Below are 17,053 nucleotides of genomic sequence, written 5' to 3'. Positions count from 1 at the left end.
ATGATCAGGACAGATATCCAGTTAATCTTAACAAACAAAATCCGGCTGCAACACTAAATTCTACTTATCGCAGCACTAAGCTCTGATTGTCTGCTAAAAGCGGAAGTTAGATTTTCATTTTAGGTTAGGAAAATCGTTTAGGAAAATGATCCAAGATCAATTACCTTTCTGTGGATAATGTAGAAAATATAACCATACAAGATATATAATTCTATATATCTTTGGTATTTCCTGCTAAATTGTTTGTTGGAATTACATAATAGTCCTATATGAAATGCGCATATAAAAAACGCCTCGTATTTTTTACGTGGCGTTAATCTTCGATATTATGCTATTTATTATTACACACCTTGGTTTTGCTCAAGATTATATTTGAAATCTGCGACACGTTGGACATAACTATCTGGATCAGCTGAGCCGCCGTCTTCCATCTGCTTTTGACAGCCTTCAAGGCCGTAGTGATTAGACAACAGCATCAGATCAAAGACGAACTCATCGGCATAGCCCCGAGCCGCCCAGTAATTCCTGTAGTATGCCAACTTTTCAATCTCTGATTTTGCGGTGTCAATGGTGATATTATCAATTCCTTCTGCCTGATAAACTGCTAAAACCAACGCATACGATAAATTGTTTTGCTCACAAAGACTCCGGATCGCGCCCTGCGGGTCTTCCGGCAGGATGCCCTGACCTGCTGGGATCTCCTGAACGGTAGCAGACTTACCTTCTGCTTGTTGAATGGAATGAGCACAAACGGATATAAGGATAACGAGAGGGATGATAACGGATAAACTACGAATAAAACCTCTTCTCATAAACATGATGCCCACACCTTCCCATATATTTATTTCCTGGATACCTCAATCCCCTTTCGCGAAATACAATAAAGTTCTTCATTCACCGTTCATATATTCTTATATATATTCTCTCCATAATATATTGTTTTTAATAGAAAAATAGTTTTGCTATCATATTTTTAAGGATATTTTTTAATTAGACGCATTTTGTCGTGGTGATCTGATAACTGGTTTATTAAAAATTTTAATTAATTATCTGGTTAAAGAATCCGCATAATGTTACAATATTTTTATCCTTCGCAGATTATTTGTAGATAAAAATTTGATAAAGGGTGTAAGAATGGACATTTTTTTAATTATTGGAATCGTTGTAGGTGCTCTTGCCGTAGTCGTAGGCATGATTGTCAAAGGAGCCAATGTAGCTGTGCTATTGAATCCAGCTGCGGCCATTATTATTCTGATCGGGACAACTGCAGCCGTGATGAACTCATTTCCAAAAAAAGAATTCTTGAACATTCCAAAAGTATTAGGTGCCCTTTTTCGAGAAAAACAACCGTATGATGCGGTGTCGTTGATTGAACTTATCACCGATATGGCGATGACAGCCCGTAAAGACGGTTTATTGTCCCTCGAACAGACGATTATGGAAATTGAAGACCGTTATTTGCAAAAAGGGCTAAGCCTGGTAGTTGACGGATTGGAGCATGACTATATTCAAGAGATCATGGAAATGGAAATTGATAATATGGAGGATCGTCACCGTGCCAATGCCTCGATATTTTCTGCGGCAGGCAGCTATGCTCCGACGTTGGGAGTATTAGGCGCAGTCGTAGGACTAATCGGAGCGCTCGGCAATTTAAATGATACGGAAAAACTTGGTCATATGATCGCCGCCGCATTCGTTGCGACATTGTTTGGTATTTTTCTCGGCTATGTTGTCTGTCACCCGATCGCTTCCCGCTTAAAAAGAAAATCAGCTGCCGAAACTAAGAATATGCGCATTATCGTTGAAGGGGTTCTGGCCCTTCAGGCCGGAGAGAACCCCAGCAGTATTAAAGTAAGATTGACTGGCATGCTCGATCCGAAAGAAAGAAAAATCCTAGAGGAAAAAGAAAAAAATAAACAAGGCAGCGGTGAATAAGGATGTCCAAGAAAAAGCAACACCATGAAGAACATGTTGATGAATCCTGGCTGCTGCCTTATTCCGACCTGCTGACGCTTCTGCTTGCGCTTTTTATCGTTATGTTTGCCATTAGTCAAGTTGATAAAGTAAAACTGCAGCAGTTGAGCGAGTCTTTCAAAGAAATCTTCGCAGGCGGGGCCAGCTTTTTAGAAAAGGAAAGCGACCAAGTGGTAGAACTTGAACCATCCAGTTCTGAGAATGATTCTGCTTCTGCTCTTGAACAGGATAAGATGGCGGATATAAAGAAACAGCTCGAAAAGGAAATCTATGAAAGCGGTTATTATAATAACGTCAAAGTAAATCTGGATAAGGAAGGTTTGCAGATCGTTATTCAAGATGTGATGCTGTTTGCGTCGGGTGACGCGGAAATCCTTGATGCGTTCTCCCCTCTCCTTCTGCAGATCGGGAAAATGTTAAATGATATGGACAATGATATAAAAGTCGTAGGCCACACGGACGACCGGCCCATCCATACTGAGAAGTTTCGTTCCAACTGGGAATTAAGCGCGATTCGCGCGATCAACGTCATGAATTTCCTGGTTGATCAGGGTGGAATGAATCCTGAAAGATTTTCAGTCCAGGGTTACGGGCAGTACTCCCCTATTTCCGATAATACGATTGAGGAAGGCCGGGCAGAAAACAGGCGCGTCGAGATCTTCCTTCTTCGTAAGTACCCTGTTGCAGAATAAGAAACTTGGTCTAAGAAAACATGATTATTGAAAAAACACGATTGCATTCAGACAATCGTGTTTTTTAATATATTCAGGAAAATTAAAATCTACTTGACAGTAGTATAATGTTGAAATATCCTGAAAATAGTCGAATCGTTACATCCAGGTGAGAGCGCAGGTGAGATTTATGATGGCCATGTCTTATATATCAATGATTGTCGCGTATACTTTTGTCTTATTTGGTCTCTACATTTTAAAATTGAATCATAAGGAAACCTTAAACAGATTGTCAGCCTCTCTGAATTTCTGTTTTGCATACTGGTCGTTCATTTATTCATTCCTTTATCTAGCCCCAAGTCCCGAGAGTGCTTTATTCTGGCATCGGATCGCGGCTATTGGTTGGGTGATGTTCTGTCCGCTGGCTACTCACTTTTTCCTGGTTCTATCGGAAAAAACAAAAAATATTCATGGTATCCACTGGTATATCCCCTTGTATGGCCTGCCGACAATTTTACTGTTAAAAACACTGTTGACAAATGAATCGCTGGTGGCGAAAGTCTTTGTTCAGAGTACAAGTGGCCTGGGCTGGACGTATGAACTCAATACGGGCTCAGTCTGGTTCTGGCTGTATTGGCTTATGCTTGTCGTTTACATCGGAGTTTCACTTTTTTTCACCTTAAGATGGGGCAAAAACAGTCAAAGACCGAGGTTCATTAAACAAGCCAAAAGTATTTCGATTCTGGCGGGCGTCATGATGCTGATCGGGATCGGCACTGATTTTATCCTCCCTTTGATCACTCCGTTTATTCCGCCTTTATTTCATTTTTTCTCGATCTTCTGGGGATTTGGCGGCATCTTTATGATCAGAAGGTATAAACTGATGGATGTGAATATAGCGGTGACTCCAGACATTATTTTGGAAACAGTGATGGATCCGATCGTTCTGCTTGATAATAAAGGAATTATCCGTAAATGCAACCAGGCCACATTTGACCTGCTGAAATATGATGCCAGTGAAATGCTCGGCCGGAGATTCTCAGATTTTTTTAAAGCCCAAAAGTATAACCTGCAAAGAACAGATTTTTTGTTCAAAAACAAGTTTTTGCGCAATATTGAGTTTGATATGGTTGATTCGACGGGTAAAGTTATCAGCATTATAGCATCATTCTCTGTGGCCGAAACCGAGCTTGACGGAATTGTCGGCGTTGTTGGCAATCTTCATGATATTACAGGATACAAAGCTATGTCCAAAGAACTGGAAAAGATGGCCAATTACGATAAACTGACCAATCTTCCGAACCGCAGGATGTTCTACAATAAATTGGAGAAGGCCATTGAGAAATACCATAAGCATGATCAGCAATTTGCGTTGGTATTTATTGATTTAGATGGGTTTAAGGTCATTAATGATACCTTTGGCCACGACATCGGTGACCAAATGCTGATGAAGGTTTCGTCGCTCCTGGCCGGGGTGGTCAGACGGCAGGATGTGATAGCGCGTCTGGGCGGCGATGAATTTGTTCTATTGTTTTCCAGATTGCAGGATATGACAGAGCTTGACGGAATTATGCAGAGAATGCAGGAAAAACTTGTCAAACCCATCATGATAAACAATAAGATTTGCAGGGTTGGAATGTCGTTTGGGATTAGTATATGTCCGGAGGATGGAATGACCCCTGACGAACTTTTGAAAACAGCTGATCTACGCATGTATCGGGAGAAAAAATATTCAAGTTAACGTTTGATGGACTTCATGCGGGAGCGGACATTCGGTTTAACGCGATAGTCTTCAGGAGACACGATTGCTTCGGGCGTTCGTGTTTTTTTATTGCCTGTTTCAGCCTCAGCTTTGTTACGGATATATTTATGGCTGATGTTGGGATTGCTGGTTCTGCGGGATTGAATCTCAAATTGTTTTAAGGAAGCAATCAGCGGTGTCAGCTTAACGTGGCCGTAGTTTCTGGTATCAAAATCAGGATAGCGCTTATTCAGCTTGATGCCGACTTCACCTAAAAATGCCCAGCCATCTTCATCGGAACTTTCAGTGACGATAATTTTGATTGCTTCAATAAGTTCATCAATGCTGGCCATTCCTTCCTGAGGTGTCCCCTGCACCCGCGTTTTAACCTGTTCGTTTGTCTCATAGGGACTTGCCGGAATGACACCTAGAACCTCAAGGTATTTGAACTTTTCACAGGCAGCGATAAACGGCTGCGGCGTTTTCTTCTCGCCCATACCCATTACATACATGCCGGCTTCCCTGAGTCTGGAGGCTAGTTTGGTAAAATCACTGTCGCTGGAGACGATGCAAAAGCCATCAACGCTTTTGGAATATAAAATGTCCATCGCATCAATGATCAAGGCAGCGTCGGTAGCATTCTTTCCTGTTGTGTAGCTGTATTGCTGTATCGGTGTGATCGAATAGTTTAGAAGCACTGTTTTCCAGGATGCGAGGTTCGGCTTTGTCCAGTCTCCGTAGATCCGTTTATAGGTTGGGGTGCCATGATTCGCAATTTCATCGAAGATGTATTTGATATATTTTTCTGAGACATTGTCTGCGTCAATTAGCACGGCAATCTTTTTATCATTTTCCATATGCATTCTCCTATTCTTTCCTTTTTATTTATTAATCTTTGTTCTGTTTATTCAGAGCCTCTTTAAGCAAATCACCAAGATTACTGCCAATATTTTGCTGGTCACTGTATTGGGCAATCAGTTTTTGGTTAACCTGGCTTGCTCTCTTGGAACTGGTAAAGCCGGTGTCCCGTTCTTTTTCCGGCTGACGGTGGCCGCAGGCCCGGTCCTGACAAACCAGCATTTTGCCGCGTTTACCGTTGACCAGCAGCATGTATTTTTTGCAGACCGGACACCTGGTTTTCGTCATATTGTCAGCATGGTATGTGGCGCTGTCCGAGGCGACACTGTGAACCAGTTCACTGGCTTTAGTCCTGATCCCTTTAATGAATTCAGTCTTGCTTCCGTTCCCTTTAGCAATGTCTGTTAAAGCTTGTTCCCACTGGGCAGTCAGCTCAGGACTCCGAAGCTCAGGAGCCACAAGGCTGATCAGCTGACGGCCTTTGGATGTAGGCACCAATTCTTTCCCGCTGCGTTCAATATAACTGGTATGCAGCAGTTTTTCAATAATTTCCGCTCTTGTAGCCGGAGTACCGAGACCGCTCCCCTTCATCGTTTCCCGGAGCTCCTCATCTTCAATGAATTTCCCCGGATTTTCCATTGCAGTGAGTAGGGTGGCTTCTGTATAGCGTGCCGGTGGTTTCGTCTTCCCTTTTTGGGGCTTCAGGTTTTTTAGCATCCGTTCCTCGCTCTGCTCCAGTTTCCCGAGCGTTTGTTCAGGCAAAGCATCCTCCCTGCTTTCTTCTGATTCCGTCTGATGGGAAGTGATAGAGCGCCAGCCCTGGTCTTTCATCACTTTTCCCGTTGCATAAAACATTTCGCCATTAATACCGGCAATAACCGTCAGTTGGTCATAGCGGTACGGCGGAGAGAGGACGGCCAGAAAACGTCGTACGATCAGGTCATACAAAGATTTTTCATCATGGGTCAGATCCCCGAGCTTCAAAGGCTGCTCAGTCGGAATAATCGCATGATGATCCGTTACTTTACTGTCGTCCACCAGTCGTTTCGTCGGCTTGTAAGGCTGTGCCAACAGCTTTTTGGCCGTTTCGGCATAAGGCCCTGCAGCCAGACCTTTGAGCCTGGACGGCAGAGTCGGTACAATATCGGCGGAGAGATAGCGCGAATCTGTACGCGGGTAGGTAACCAGTTTATGCCGTTCGTATAAATTCTGCAGCGTACTGGAAGTTTTCTGGGCGGAAAAGCTTAGTTTGCGATTCGCATCACGCTGCAGTTCAGTAAGGTCATAAGCCAGTGGGGCTGGTTCGCTTTTACTCTCGCGCTTGACCTGCATAATTCTTGCAGATTGCTTCTCCAGCTTGCCCAGCAGGGCTTCAACCTGCTGGTAATCATAAATCCGGCTGCCGTCTTTGCCACGCCAGTCAGCAAAAAAGTCGCCGAAGTCCGCTCGGATTGTCCAGTAATCAACGGGAACAAACTTTCTGATCTCATCCTCCCGCTGAACGATCATGGCAAGTGTTGGGGTCTGTACTCTTCCTGAATTCAGCTGGGCATTATACTTACAGGTTAAAGCCCTGGTCACATTCAGGCCGATCAGCCAATCCGCTTCGGCTCTGCAAACAGCGGCATCGTAAAGATCATTATATTCGGGTCCGGGCTTTAATCTCGCGAAGCCTTCCAGGATGGCGGCATCGGTCTGGGAAGAAATCCAGAGACGTTTGAAAGGTTTCTTCCAGTTGCTCAGTCTCATGATCCAGCGCGCGACCAGTTCGCCCTCTCGTCCGGCATCGGTGGCTATAATTAGTTCGTTGATATCGTTTCGTTTCATCAGTTTGCTTACCGTCTGATATTGCTGGGAAGTCTGACGGATCACCTTGAGCTTTAACTGTTCCGGAAGCATTGGCAGATCTTCCATTCGCCATTCTTTATATTTCTGGTCATAATCCTCCGGTTCTGCTAACGTGACCAGGTGTCCCAAAGCCCAAGTAACGACGTATTGTGGCCCTTCGATAAAACCCTTGTTTTTGATATTGCATTTAAGAACCCGGGCAATTTCCCGGGCCACACTCGGCTTTTCAGCCAGAACCAACGATTTCATGCATATTCCTCCGGTTTAAGATCCTATGTATCATTATAGCATAATTGTATAAGGATTTTTTTATAAAGAAACGGCCTGTCAATCATGATTAAACGCGAATTTAAGTTTTCCATTAGCGGCATCCTCCCAGACCAGACAGGCGTTGAAAGATTTCCCGCTTTTGGATTTGAATCCTTTGATCAAGGGTGTTTTACCTTTCTTCAGCAGGCTTTTCATCTGGGCCTGGCTAAGTGTCTTACCGCAAATCGGTGTTTTCCAGACCACAAATCCACAGCCGCTTTTCCAGTTGGAGCAGCCGTAACCTTTATTGCCTTCAATGACACCTTCCCCGCACCGCGGACAGGGCCCCAGTTTTTCAGGTCCGCTTTCCCGGGCTGCCGAAGAACCATTTTCTTCTTTGGCGCCCTTTGTTTTTTTAGCCGACTTGTCTGTTTGATCTGATTGATCTTCCGAAGATGTGTGAACTTTCTTGGAAGATTTCGCAGATTCGGCAGATCTGGCTGACCTGGCCGGAGCCTGGGCCAACGGCGTTTTGCCATATTTTTGTTCATAGGCCCGAAGTTCATTAATGATTCGTATCACCGCTTCTTCGACCTCAGACATGTATTTTTCCAGCGCCAGTTCGCCTTTTTCAACCTGCGCCAGGTCATATTCCAGCTGACCGGTCATTTCAGCGCTGATCAGCAGGGCGGCATGCGGAAGCCTGTTTTGAATTAATGAAATCAGCTGGGTTCCCTTTTCTGTCGGCCGCAGCGTTTTTTGCTCCTGTCTGATATAGCCACGCTGAAGCAGATTTTCAATGATCGCAGGCCGGGTAGCCACTGTCCCGAGGCCCTTCCCTTTCAGCTGCTGGCGCAGAACATCGTCTTCAATTTGTTTGCCCGCACTCTCCATCGCTTTAAGCAGGTCTCCCTGGGTAAAACGTTTCGGGGGTTTGGTACTCTTTTCGTCGATCCGGACTTCGGTCGTCTGAACAGAGTCACCCTGACTGACCGCCGGAAGTTCTGTGTTCTCTTCTTGCTGGTTCTCGCGATTCTTATTTTTTCTCCTGGTCTTTCCTGTTGTTCCGCTGCTTTCAGCCTGAGGATCCTGAGCGTCTTCGAAATCATAGACCATTTTCCAGCCTGAGCTGAGCAGAATCCTGCCTTTGGAGCGAAAATGTTCCTGGGCCGCTTCCGTAACGATTTCCGTCTGCTGATACCAGGCAGGAGGAAACCAGACAGCCAGAAAACGCCGTGCGATCAGGTCAAAAAGTTGACGTTCGGCTTCCGGCAGCTTATTCAAATGAACAGTTTCTGTCGTTGGAATGATCGCATGGTGAGCCGTAATTGTGTTGATGACCCGTTTGTTTTGAGGCACACTATAGGTCATTGCTTCATCTACATTTTCCTGATAAGGCTCCTGACGCAGGGCTTTCAAATGGGCTGGCAGCTTTGGAATCATATCCGCGGGTAAATAAGCACAATCCGTACGTGGGTAGGTAATGGCCTTTTTATCATAAAGAGACTGGGCTAGTTCCAGGACCTTTTCGGCACTAAATCCGAATCGTCTGGAAGCTGTGACAGTCAGGCTTGTCAAATCGAAAAGCAAGGGCGGAGCTTCGGAAACCTTTTTTTGTTCAGCCCGGATGATTTTCCCTGGCTGCCCCTGTGTTCTCGCAGCAATGTGTTCGGCAGTTTCCCTGTCGGTCAGGCGTCTGTTTTCCTGAGCCGGATCAAACCAGCGTCCGGTGTATTGTCCCTGCTCCGCAGAGAAGGCTGCACTGATTTCAAAATAGGTTTCAGCAACAAATTGCTCAATTTCCCACTCTCTGCGGACAATCAGCGCCAATGTCGGGGTTTGTACTCTGCCGATGGAAACCACATTCGGCTTTTTGCGGACTGTATCGAAGCTGCCAAATAAAGAGGTGAAGCCTTCGGTCAGATTCATCCCAAAGTCCCAGTCCGCAAAGGCTCTGCCGTTGCCTGCGGCTGACAGACCTTCCACGGCCTGACCCGGTCTTAACTGATTCATGCCTTCCAAGATAGCCTCTCGCGTCAGCGAAGAAATCCAGAGCCGGGAGAGCGGTTTTGTACATCCCACCAAATCCCAGACTTCCTGAAAGAGAAGCTGCCCTTCCCTGTCGGCGTCCGTTCCGCAAATAACCTGTGTGATTTCAGAAGATTTCAGCCATTTTTGTAAAACTTGAAATTGTTGGCGCGTTTGGGATTTGATTGTACGCCGAAACGAATCGACAGCTGGCAGAACGGGCAGACGTTTCAGACTCCAGCGTTTCCCGACGTGTTCCAGATCCATATAGCCTTCCGGCCTTTCCAGCTCCAGAAGATGACCGATACACCAGGTTATCACATACTGGTCATTTTCGAGCCAGCCTTGTCCTTTACCTTTTACCCCCAGGGCTGCAGCATATTCCCGGGCCTGAGCCGGTTTTTCAGCAATAATCAGTATTCTTTCCATAGGATCTTCTTTCCATATAATTTTTTTTGCATGTGAATCTTACAGACATCAAGTACCATGTTAGCTCTAAAATGCATGTAACATTGAAAAAAAGTTTAGCTTAATTTTCCATAATACTCAGTATAGCATAAAATTAACCGGTACTTTGAGATAAAGAATGTCAACTTTTCTGTTGAAAGCTGAAACTTTTTATTATTTCATGTGTATTAATAAGTGTGAATATGAAAAGGGATGGTCAGGTGCTATGTTCTTGTTAACAATCCTTGGCTATATGTTGCTGGGTCTCGTGATGATTCTGGCAGCTATGATCTTTATACCTTACCATTATCAGGCTGCTGCAGAGAATCTTGGCCATTCTCAAATGAAGGGGTCCGTTTCCTGGCTCTTTGGCGGAATCAGGATGGAGTTTGTCAAATATCCTAAACGTAAGGCTGAAACGACGTTGATGATTCTGGGTCTGACTAAAAAATTTCAGGAACGGCCAGACTCTAAGAAAGAAGATCAACAGAAGTCCGGAACAGCGTCCAAGAACAATGCCAAAAAAGATCTGCACGCTGATTCTGTGAAAGACTTAATATCTTCCAAAAAAAAACATCAAAATGAATTTGGTATTCGTCAATTCCTGCGGACCGATGTTTTGAAAAAAATCCTGGCATCCCTGAGGAAAATCGCCAGGCATATCCTGCCGGATCAGCTGATCGTAAACGTCAAAATAGGCTTTTCTGATCCAATGTATACCGGTTTCCTGTTGGTACTGCTGACTCAGGGATACCTTTGGTATGACAGATTTGATATTGCTGTCGAACTTGTATTTGGTCAGGAAATGCTGGAAGGAAGGTTTTTCATTGGCGGAAGGATCTGGCTGCCCTATCTGCTCTCTGTAATCATCGGGCTTCTGGTCACGAAACCAATTCGCAATATCATGTTAACGAACTTAAAAATCAAATTTAAAGGAGGATCCCCCTATGTCGGATAGTTTTAACATTGGCGAAAATATCACCAACATCTTTGAAAAACTGGAAAGCTTTCTGAAGACCAAGACCGTCGTCGGCGAACCTATGCAGGTCGGAGAAATCATTCTTGTTCCATTCATCGATTTTACATTTGGTCTGGGTACGAGCGGCGGAAGCGGCATTGAACAGAAAAACAACCAAGGCTTGGGTGGCGGTGCCTGTAGTGGCGGCCGTATTTCGCCAACAGCAGTTCTGGTTATCAGAGGCGATCAGGTCGAACTGCTGCCAATTGAAAAATCAGGAGGGCTCGAAAAACTAATCGATATGGTTCCCGAGATCGTGAATAAAGTCAAAGATCAAAAATGCAGTGAAGAATAAATCATATGTCTAATATTTAGTGGTGCTTCCCGGCGGACGAAAAGTTCACCAGGAAGCACCACTTCTAATTTAAATCATGCGTGTTCATTCTATTAATGGAATGTAATCATTCCGTAGACATGCATCTTTTGTTGTTAAGAAAGCAGTATTTTATCAACTAACACGATCAATTGTTCGATTTCTGGCTTCGTGATTTGGGCATAGGCGCCGAGCGACTGCCCTTTCCTTTTTAGCTCTTCACTGATCATCGAGGAGAAGATAATGACGGGCAGCTCTTTAAGTTTGTCATCCTCTTTTATTTTTTTGATCAGATGATGACCATCCATTTGGGGCATTTCAATGTCTGTAATGACCAGCTGCACTTTATCCTCGATCGAACTGCCGTCAGCAATCATTTTGTTCAGACTATCCCATGCTTCCAGACCATTATCGTTGGGAATCACATGATAACCTGCAGCGCTAAGTGTTCTGATTAGTAGTTCCCGAAGAACGCGGGAATCCTCTGCGATTAATATTGTTTTTGTCTTTCTGAGGCCGTCCATTTCTTCAGCTACCGCGGGTATCGTTGATAATCTTTTGTTCATGGTCGGATCAATCTCAGAAATAATCTTTTCGAAATCGATCAGAACGATGATTTTTTCTTCCAGCTTAACGACACCGACTGCAAAGTCCGAACCGGCAATATCCGACAAAGGTTCCATCTGGGTCCAGGATACGCGGTAGATCCTCGTGACTTCATCAACTCTGAAGCTGATCATTTCACCATTGATTTCACAAACAATGATCTGCTGGTTATCTGTGACCTGCTTAACGCCGGTTAGGCATCGCGTCAGATCAACAAGCGGAATGATCTTATTCCGTAAAGTAAATAGTCCCTCTATATATGGATGTGAACCTACCAGGTGTGTCACCTTGACATTGTTGATAATTTCCCTTACTTTGGCGACGTTAATCCCATAGAATTTCCCGTCTACGGTAAACTCGATAATTTCAAACTCATTGGTTCCGGATTCCAGCAAAATTCCTTTATCATCCTGCATCGTCTGTCTCCTCTTCCCTGGAGTATTTATATCTTGTATTTTCGCTAAAGAAGCTCCAAAATCCTTCAGAATTCGTCTTTTCTACAATTAATTATTTCGGTTTATTTCAATAAATACAGTTTTATTATGACATTTGAGCATTCAGCGATTCACTTTTCTTACTTTCCGCAGTTTACCTTTGAGCGGCGTTGTTTGCAAGGCTTCAAGGACAAGTGACCCTTTAAAGTTCAGGATTTCCACATAACTCAATTCATCCAAAATATTGATAATCCCGATGTCAGCCGCAGTCATACCCGCAATATTCGTCAGTGCGCCCACAATATCCGCCGGCCGGATCTTGGATTTCTTTCCGGCATTGATCTGGAGCTTCATGATTTCCAAATTGATCCGGGTGCCTTTCATGGCTTTATTATCCGGCAAAACGGTTATTTTCTCCTGAAAGACGGCTTCGGCATTGCGGACAGTATCCTGAGAAGGTCTTTGTTTCAGTGGGATCTCCTGTCCAACATATTTCTGTATATCCTGCAGGTAAATGTCATCTTCTTTGGTAACAAAAGAGATTGCTTTGCCGTTTTTATTCAAACGCCCTGTTCTGCCAATCCGGTGTACATAGCTTTCCTTTTCCTGCGGCAGATCAAAGTTAATGACGAGTGAAATATCTTCGATATCAATCCCCCGGGCTGCCACATCTGTTGCAATCAGGTACCGAAAATAACCCCGTTTAAAATCATCCATGACACTCAGGCGGTGCCCTTGTTCCATACCGCCATGAATTTTGGCGCAGGGATAATCGAGCAATTTCAATTCCGCATAGACCTCATCCACCTGATGTTTGGTATTGCAGAAAATCAGACAGCTATCGGGATTCTCAGTGACTGAAAGATCTTTAAGAAGCTTTATTTTATCCTGTCTGGCAATGAGGTATCTTTCCTGGGAGATTCTTTCCGCAGCGGATGTTTCTTCTTGCGTTTCTACATAGACTGGCTCGCGCAAATAATGATCACACAGTGTTCTGACATCAGAAGGCATCGTGGCCGACAGCAGGGCTGTTACGCGGTCGGCAGACAAGCTGCCAAGGATGGTTTCCGTCTGTTCCAGAAAGCCCATATTCATCAGTTCATCCGCTTCGTCAATAACCAGGTATTTGATACAAGAAGTATCCAGCGTCCCTTTCTGAAAATGATCGATCAGCCGGCCAGGCGTTCCCACCACAATATGCGTTTTTTGCTTCAGCTCTTTCTCCTGATAATAGAAAGGAGATTTGCCGTATACCGCAGCAATTTTTAGTCTTTTAAAACGGCCGATATGAAACAGATCCTCTTTGACCTGGATGGCCAGTTCTCTCGTTGGCGTGATGATCAGGGCCTGGGGTTTATTTTCTTCCCAATCCACCATCTGGCAAAGCGGAATAGCAAAAGCGGCCGTCTTGCCGCTGCCGGTCTGAGATTTAACAATCACATCTTTTTGCGCCAGAAACAATGGGATGACCTGTTTCTGGACGTTCGTAGGCTTGTCATAGTTCAGCAGCTGAAGGGCTTTTAATATTTCCGGACTTAACGGATATTGGTCAAAAGAAACCTGGTGCATGCGGTCATCTCTTTCTTTATCAGGAGTATGTATAAAAGGAATATTATAAATTTTTTAGATTTACTCGGGCTCGTCAACGTAATGGATGGCCGCTTTCGGTCGTTGTGTCATCCTGACACAAAATCCCGCGCTTCGCAATCCATGCTCCGCTTGACGCTGTCCATCCATTACGTTGACTTAGTCTGGAGTTAGTAAGTTGTTTTTTATTCTATTTAGTATTATTTCTGCAGATCAGGAATCAATTCCTTTATTCTTTCAAGTACCTTATTAACGTTAAATGCACAGCAGCAAGCTAAACAAATACGACCCCCTTGCAGAAAGGAGGCCGTAGTCCGCGCCATGGATTTAAATTACATATTTGCAGCAAGCGCATGAAAGGACAGATCATCTGATCTTTCAGCGATATGGTTCAAAACCTTGATAATGGTTGCAGGGGAAGATGTCTGTTTGACAACTTTATACTCTCTGGAGGTTTCACCATATATATTTTCAAGGACGACGAGTACATCTTTTTTGACGGCCGCAAATTGATCCGCTTCAAAAGCCTTCGCCAGCTTTTTAAGTTCATGACAAAAACGCATAAAAAAAACACCTCCTTCTCACATGCTCCAATACTTCAGGGAGTGTTACTTCAATATTTCAGAATTCAGTAAAACAATGATGTAAATGAAATCTTGATGTCCGTAAAAATACTCCGAAATGTATTATATAGAAGGAATAACGATGTGTCAACCATCTTTTACGGCAGCATACACTTGATCTTCAGCGCAAGCTGATAAAGCAATATCACATGAAAGTGAGGTTTGTCGCTGAGAAAATTGAAACGCGGGAAGAATTTCAGCGCGCTTATGAAATGGGATATGATTATTTTCAAGGTTATTTTTTCAGCAAACCTTCGATCATTAATTCTAAAGAGATTGTATCACTGAACAGCAATATATTGAAAATCATTCAGGAACTCAAAATGCCTGAACCGAACTATACGGTGATTGGCAATATTGTTCAAAGTGATCTCGGCCTGACCTATAAAATTTTTAAACTTGCCAACTCCACATATCTTGGGACAAAAAATAAAATCAATTCTATCCCACAGGCGCTCGCCCACCTTGGCTTAAAAGAACTGTACCGCTGGAGCTCAATCATCATGCTGAAAGATCTGCAAAATATCGAAAACGCGGAACTGATCAAATTGTCACTTATCCGAGGAAAACTAATGGAACTTTTAGCTTCAGAACTGGGAGATAAAACGAGCAGTTCTGAATTCTTTTTTACTGGGATGTTTTCTTCCATTGACATTCTGCTGAACAAAAGCATGGAGCAGGTGCTCCATGGCCTTTCCCTACCGGATCATGTAAAACTGGCCTTGCTCGGCCAGGATAATAAACAACGGCGCTTATTGGATTTCATCATTGACTTTGAAAAGTGAAGTCGTATCATTGGAGCGTATCATTCGAGCAAAGACAGGAATGAAAAGTTCAGACAATCAATCAGTCCACGGTTCGTCAGGCGCAGTTCCGGGATAACAGGCAGACTTAAGAGCGCCATGGTCATAAATGGCGAGGCCAAACTGCATCCAAGCTCTTTCCAGGCTTTATCAAGCTGAGTCACCATTCCGGCCACTTCCTCGACCGGTCTGTCCGACATTAAGCCGGCGATCGGCAGTGGCAGTATGGCCAGCACTTTCCCATCCCTCACAGTGGCCATACCGCCGCCAAGGTCTGCCAGTGTATTGCCGGCAAGCGCCATATCCGCGTCATTTACACCGATGATGATCAGATTATGACCGTCATGAGCCACTGTTGATGCGACTGCCCCGCTCTTCATCTGGAAACCCTTGACATACCCGAGGCCGTAATTTCCCGGGCCGCCGTGCCTTTCCAGGACCATAACCTTGGCAATATCGGCTGTAATGTCAGGACATACCTGCCCTTGCGCTGTTCCCATCTCGATCACGCGATGAAGGGTTCCGGCCTGGGCTTCTTTGATCTCGATGACGTGCGCCCTGACCGTCGTTCTTCCTTCCGGAGCTTTGATGATGAAGTCTCCGGATTTCAGTTTATGGGACAGATGAACGGAACTGCGGAACTTCTCCGGATAGCTGACGGACGAAATTTCAGCCAGCATCCGTCCTTGTTCTGCTATGATTTCCCCGTCTATCATTACTTTTTCTACGGTGACTTCCGCGAGGTCACGCAGAAAAACAATATCTGCACATCTGCCAGGTGAGATACTCCCGAGATGCCGGTCAAGCCCGAAACACTGAGCAGGATTAATGGTTGCCATTTGAATCGCCGTAACCGGATTGACACCCTGGCGAATCGCCTGGCGGATCACATGGTTGAGGTGTCCTTTGGCCAAAAGGGTATGCGGATGCACATCGTCCGTCACCAGCACGGCATACCGGGAATCTACTTTGTTTTCAGTAATGGCCCGGACGGTTTCCTTAACGTCCTGCCAGGCTGAGCCTTCCCGCAGTTTGGCATACATACCGAGACGCATCCGGGCCAGGGCATCCTCCCTGGTCGTACTTTCATGGCAGGACAGGATCCCGGCTGCTGCATAAGCCTGCAATCCTTTTTCGAGATCAGCAGAAGCGTAATGCCCGGTAACCGGCTTGCCGGCGTTCAGCGTTACCTTTAATTCGGCATGAACCTGCGCATCACCAGAGATGACTGCCGGATAATTCATCATTTCCCCGAGCCCGATGATCCTGCTGTCCTGCAAGGCTTCTTCGATTTCAGCCGGGCCGATGATCGCTCCGGCATCTTCAAAACCCGGAGCAGCAGGTACACAGGACGGCATTGTTGCAAATACTTTAAGTGGCATGGCCTGTCCTTCTTCGACCATCATCTTAACGCCTTCCAGACCGAAGACATTGGCAATCTCATGCGGGTCCATCACAATGCACGTCGTTCCCTGCGGCAGGACAGCTCTGGTGAATTCCCTCAGCGTGACCATGCTGCTCTCGACATGCAGATGTCCGTCCAGAAAACCCGGTGCCAGCGTATAGCCCGAGGCATCGATGATCTTCGTCTGTTCCCCGATAGCAGGCGCGGCATTACCGACTAGGACAATCCGGCCGTGTTTGATCGCGACGTCCTTGTTTTCTTCGATTTCACAAGTATTTACATTGATGATGCGGCCGCCCCGGATCACCGTGTCCGCTTTCAGGATACCCATGGCGGTTTGAGCCAGTTCGGCTGTTTTCTCCTGAAAATCTTTCACGAGAAAATTGAGTACACAATCATTCAACACTTTAATCCCCTCGTTTTATTTCATGGATGATTCCTTTTGCTA

General features: G+C 45.0%; 14 protein-coding genes. 6 read left to right on the top strand and 8 right to left on the bottom strand.

What is annotated here, in order from left to right; all coding sequences use genetic code 11:
* Positions 1 to 341: 341 nt before the first annotated feature.
* The gene (locus OKX56_RS11885) at positions 342 to 818 is read right to left on the bottom strand and encodes a hypothetical protein (protein ID WP_019225402.1); all 477 of its coding nucleotides are present in this window, start codon (positions 816 to 818) and stop codon (positions 342 to 344) included.
* 316 nt (positions 819 to 1,134) lie between these two features.
* On the opposite strand from OKX56_RS11885, the gene motA reads away from it, so the two are divergent.
* The 3 genes from motA (at position 1,135) to OKX56_RS11870 (ending at position 4,386) form a co-directional block, all read left to right on the top strand.
* Positions 1,135 to 1,935: a flagellar motor stator protein MotA gene (motA, locus tag OKX56_RS11880; RefSeq protein ID WP_025205682.1), complete on the top strand. Its 801-nt coding sequence runs from the start codon at positions 1,135 to 1,137 to the stop codon at positions 1,933 to 1,935.
* Between the two features lie 2 nt (positions 1,936 to 1,937).
* Positions 1,938 to 2,666: an OmpA/MotB family protein gene (locus tag OKX56_RS11875; protein WP_019225403.1), complete on the top strand. Its 729-nt coding sequence runs from the start codon at positions 1,938 to 1,940 to the stop codon at positions 2,664 to 2,666.
* A 169-nt stretch (positions 2,667 to 2,835) separates the two neighbouring features.
* Entirely contained in the window at positions 2,836 to 4,386 is a 1,551-nt protein-coding gene (locus OKX56_RS11870) for a diguanylate cyclase domain-containing protein (protein WP_025205683.1), read from the top strand.
* Here OKX56_RS11870 and OKX56_RS11865 read toward each other — a convergent pair.
* The 3 genes from OKX56_RS11865 to OKX56_RS11855 all read right to left on the bottom strand — a co-directional run bounded on the left by OKX56_RS11865 (position 4,383) and on the right by OKX56_RS11855 (position 9,798).
* Positions 4,383 to 5,243, bottom strand: a complete 861-nt coding sequence (locus OKX56_RS11865) for an NYN domain-containing protein (protein WP_019225405.1) — start codon at positions 5,241 to 5,243, stop codon at positions 4,383 to 4,385. The genes OKX56_RS11870 and OKX56_RS11865 overlap by 4 nt on opposite strands.
* Before the next feature lie 31 nt (positions 5,244 to 5,274).
* On the bottom strand, positions 5,275 to 7,341 hold the full coding sequence (locus OKX56_RS11860; protein WP_019225406.1) for a DNA topoisomerase III: 2,067 nt from the start codon (positions 7,339 to 7,341) through the stop codon (positions 5,275 to 5,277).
* A 78-nt stretch (positions 7,342 to 7,419) separates the two neighbouring features.
* The gene (locus OKX56_RS11855; protein WP_019225407.1) at positions 7,420 to 9,798 is read right to left on the bottom strand and encodes a type IA DNA topoisomerase; all 2,379 of its coding nucleotides are present in this window, start codon (positions 9,796 to 9,798) and stop codon (positions 7,420 to 7,422) included.
* A gap of 244 nt (positions 9,799 to 10,042) precedes the next feature.
* On the opposite strand from OKX56_RS11855, the gene OKX56_RS11850 reads away from it, so the two are divergent.
* A complete protein-coding gene (locus OKX56_RS11850; RefSeq protein ID WP_026071840.1) occupies positions 10,043 to 10,774 on the top strand; it encodes a hypothetical protein in 732 nt (243 codons plus the stop codon).
* Positions 10,764 to 11,129 carry a GerW family sporulation protein gene (locus tag OKX56_RS11845; RefSeq protein ID WP_019225409.1) on the top strand — a complete coding sequence of 122 codons (366 nt, stop codon included), beginning with the start codon at positions 10,764 to 10,766 and terminating at the stop codon, positions 11,127 to 11,129. Before OKX56_RS11850 ends, OKX56_RS11845 begins: the two co-directional genes overlap by 11 nt.
* Before the next feature lie 134 nt (positions 11,130 to 11,263).
* Here OKX56_RS11845 and OKX56_RS11840 read toward each other — a convergent pair whose 3' ends face one another.
* The 3 genes from OKX56_RS11840 to OKX56_RS11830 all read right to left on the bottom strand — a co-directional run bounded on the left by OKX56_RS11840 (position 11,264) and on the right by OKX56_RS11830 (position 14,337).
* On the bottom strand, positions 11,264 to 12,169 hold the full coding sequence (locus OKX56_RS11840; protein ID WP_019225410.1) for a chemotaxis protein: 906 nt from the start codon (positions 12,167 to 12,169) through the stop codon (positions 11,264 to 11,266).
* Positions 12,170 to 12,310: 141 nt separating this feature from the next.
* Positions 12,311 to 13,756, bottom strand: coding sequence for a DEAD/DEAH box helicase (locus tag OKX56_RS11835; RefSeq protein WP_019225411.1), 1,446 nt, complete (start codon positions 13,754 to 13,756; stop codon positions 12,311 to 12,313).
* Between the two features lie 350 nt (positions 13,757 to 14,106).
* A complete protein-coding gene (locus OKX56_RS11830) occupies positions 14,107 to 14,337 on the bottom strand; it encodes a hypothetical protein (RefSeq protein ID WP_019225412.1) in 231 nt (76 codons plus the stop codon).
* A gap of 209 nt (positions 14,338 to 14,546) precedes the next feature.
* On the opposite strand from OKX56_RS11830, the gene OKX56_RS11825 reads away from it, so the two are divergent.
* Positions 14,547 to 15,182 (top strand): EAL and HDOD domain-containing protein, encoded by a 636-nt coding sequence (locus OKX56_RS11825; RefSeq protein ID WP_019225413.1) that lies wholly within the window; start codon positions 14,547 to 14,549, stop codon positions 15,180 to 15,182.
* A 20-nt stretch (positions 15,183 to 15,202) separates the two neighbouring features.
* On the opposite strand, the gene ade is transcribed toward OKX56_RS11825, so the two are convergent.
* Positions 15,203 to 17,011 carry an adenine deaminase gene (gene ade, locus OKX56_RS11820; RefSeq protein WP_019225414.1) on the bottom strand — a complete coding sequence of 603 codons (1,809 nt, stop codon included), beginning with the start codon at positions 17,009 to 17,011 and terminating at the stop codon, positions 15,203 to 15,205.
* Positions 17,012 to 17,053: the final 42 nt, after the last annotated feature.

The organism is Dehalobacter sp., from assembly GCF_030063005.1.
GTDB classification, from domain to species: domain Bacteria; phylum Bacillota; class Desulfitobacteriia; order Desulfitobacteriales; family Syntrophobotulaceae; genus Dehalobacter; species Dehalobacter restrictus.
Note: the sequence above shows the minus strand (reverse complement) of the source record. Positions and strands in the feature narration are given on the sequence as shown.

What these genes read in the sequence shown, in the direction of transcription:
- OKX56_RS11885 (WP_019225402.1), bottom strand. Translation starts at nt 818, where the DNA reads ATGTTTATGAGAAGAGGTTTTATTCGTAGTTTATCCGTTATCATCCCT.
- motA (WP_025205682.1), top strand. Translation starts at nt 1,135, where the DNA reads ATGGACATTTTTTTAATTATTGGAATCGTTGTAGGTGCTCTTGCCGTA.
- OKX56_RS11875 (WP_019225403.1), top strand. Translation starts at nt 1,938, where the DNA reads ATGTCCAAGAAAAAGCAACACCATGAAGAACATGTTGATGAATCCTGG.
- OKX56_RS11870 (WP_025205683.1), top strand. Translation starts at nt 2,836, where the DNA reads ATGATGGCCATGTCTTATATATCAATGATTGTCGCGTATACTTTTGTC.
- OKX56_RS11865 (WP_019225405.1), bottom strand. Translation starts at nt 5,243, where the DNA reads ATGGAAAATGATAAAAAGATTGCCGTGCTAATTGACGCAGACAATGTC.
- OKX56_RS11860 (WP_019225406.1), bottom strand. Translation starts at nt 7,341, where the DNA reads ATGAAATCGTTGGTTCTGGCTGAAAAGCCGAGTGTGGCCCGGGAAATT.
- OKX56_RS11855 (WP_019225407.1), bottom strand. Translation starts at nt 9,798, where the DNA reads ATGGAAAGAATACTGATTATTGCTGAAAAACCGGCTCAGGCCCGGGAA.
- OKX56_RS11850 (WP_026071840.1), top strand. Translation starts at nt 10,043, where the DNA reads ATGTTCTTGTTAACAATCCTTGGCTATATGTTGCTGGGTCTCGTGATG.
- OKX56_RS11845 (WP_019225409.1), top strand. Translation starts at nt 10,764, where the DNA reads ATGTCGGATAGTTTTAACATTGGCGAAAATATCACCAACATCTTTGAA.
- OKX56_RS11840 (WP_019225410.1), bottom strand. Translation starts at nt 12,169, where the DNA reads ATGCAGGATGATAAAGGAATTTTGCTGGAATCCGGAACCAATGAGTTT.
- OKX56_RS11835 (WP_019225411.1), bottom strand. Translation starts at nt 13,756, where the DNA reads ATGCACCAGGTTTCTTTTGACCAATATCCGTTAAGTCCGGAAATATTA.
- OKX56_RS11830 (WP_019225412.1), bottom strand. Translation starts at nt 14,337, where the DNA reads ATGCGTTTTTGTCATGAACTTAAAAAGCTGGCGAAGGCTTTTGAAGCG.
- OKX56_RS11825 (WP_019225413.1), top strand. Translation starts at nt 14,547, where the DNA reads ATGAAAGTGAGGTTTGTCGCTGAGAAAATTGAAACGCGGGAAGAATTT.